Raw genomic sequence first — 1,752 nt, forward strand, 5'->3', positions numbered from 1 at the left:
GCGTTTAGATTGTATTGATACCCTGTTCTTCTATTTTATGTGGATTTGTGCCATTTATTAATTTCTTTTGCTATATATGAAGCTATTAGGTTGCTATATAATTATCAAAACATAGTAATCAAGTTTATTGGTTAAGGTAGCCGGGGGGGAGATGTGCCAGCGATTTGTTACACGATTGTGTAAAAATAATGAATTATCTATTATTTTTCATCTTCACAATATGATAGTATATTTGTTCATCAATTATAAACTTAGTATCTAGCCTTGGTATCCATAAAATGCTTACTCAACTCCATATTTACGAATATAGAAAACTTAAAGATTTAAGTTTAGATTTCAAGCCAACAGTTAATCTCATATCAGGCACTAATGGTACTTGTAAAAGTTCCATTCTCCATATTGTTGGTAATTCTTTTCAAGCATTTACAAAAAATTCTCAAGGCATAGATATCGAATCATTAAGCATCATTAATGCCATTAATAAGTTAACCAACCCAAAGATTGAAAATCTTACAAAGGGTGATAAGCAGTATAATGACCCTGCTCCCAACCAATCGGGAATTCTTCTAAAACTAGAATATGAGGGAAATTCTTATAGTTTTAGAAGACATAATACCAGAAATGATAATGGCTCAAGATTTGCATTAAAATTGCAGTATCCCGTAGGACAAAAGCAAACACTCCCTTATGGAATGGTAATATACCTTGGTTTATCTCGCATTATTCCCATTGGTGAATTATCTGGCGAAACAAAAAAGATTAGAAAATCATTACCTGATAAATACTCTCAAGAGCTGAATAGATTATATTACGAACTTACAGGAATTAAAATTAATGAATCAACTATAGAAGATAGCAATTCTCTTAAGCATCGGCTTGATTTTACTTCTACGACGGAAGGGGTTGATTCTAACACTATTTCTGCTGGGGAGGATAATCTAATCATTATTTTATCTGCTTTAATCAGTTTAAAATACCACTTTGACACTTGTACAAATCCTGTATTTAAGAAAAGTGTGCTACTAATTGATGAACTTGATTCAACCTTGCATCCTTCTTTGCAATATAAATTATTAAAGATACTCAAAGAGTTTTCAGAAAATTATAATATTCAATTGTTTGCAACAACTCACAGTTTATATCTATTAGATAAGGCTTTTAAAGAAAGTCTTAATGTTATTTATTTGAAAAAAACTGCTGGAGATTTAGTAGATAAGCTTAATGACCCTAATAGATATAAAATCGAAATGCAATTAAATTCCGAAACTAGGCAAGATATATATATGGATAAGAAAATTCCCATCTTTACTGAAGATGCGGAAGCAAAATTAATGACCCAGTTAATATTTAATGAGATTGCTAAGGATGATGAAAGCTTTTCATCCATTTTAATTTTTTTACATTATGTAGAGATGAAAGCAGGGTGCGATAATTTAAAATCTCTTTTTAAGGATAAAGTTTTCAGATCAAGTACTTTTAAAGCTATTTGCATTTTAGATGCAGATAGTCAAACTAATGATATATCCAATCATATTATTTCTTTACCATCTGAAAAGAGAGCCGAAGATAGTTGTCCAATGAGTCCTGAAAAACTTGTATTCTATCACTTAAATAATTTAGTTTGTTTTCAAACAAATAACGACTTTTGGAATAATCCTTCTGTTGTAGAAAATGGATATAATAGACCTCTTTCGAAAATGTAAATTTAGCGATTAACTTGCCAATTTATAAATCCTGCCACTAATTTCATTC

At 30.1% G+C, this 1,752-nt stretch carries 1 protein-coding gene; it reads left to right on the forward strand.

Features of this window, described 5'->3' with window-relative positions:
- Positions 1-278: 278 nt before the first annotated feature.
- Complete coding sequence (locus ACEYX7_RS10860; protein ID WP_374805535.1) at positions 279-1,703, forward strand: ATP-dependent nuclease; 1,425 nt, start codon at positions 279-281, stop codon at positions 1,701-1,703.
- The last annotated feature ends 49 nt before the right edge of the window (positions 1,704-1,752 follow it).

Source organism: Hubeiibacter jixunmingi (assembly GCF_041928215.1).
Taxonomy (GTDB): domain Bacteria; phylum Pseudomonadota; class Gammaproteobacteria; order Pseudomonadales; family Moraxellaceae; genus Acinetobacter.

What these genes read in the sequence shown, in the direction of transcription:
- ACEYX7_RS10860 (WP_374805535.1), top strand. Translation starts at nt 279, where the DNA reads ATGCTTACTCAACTCCATATTTACGAATATAGAAAACTTAAAGATTTA.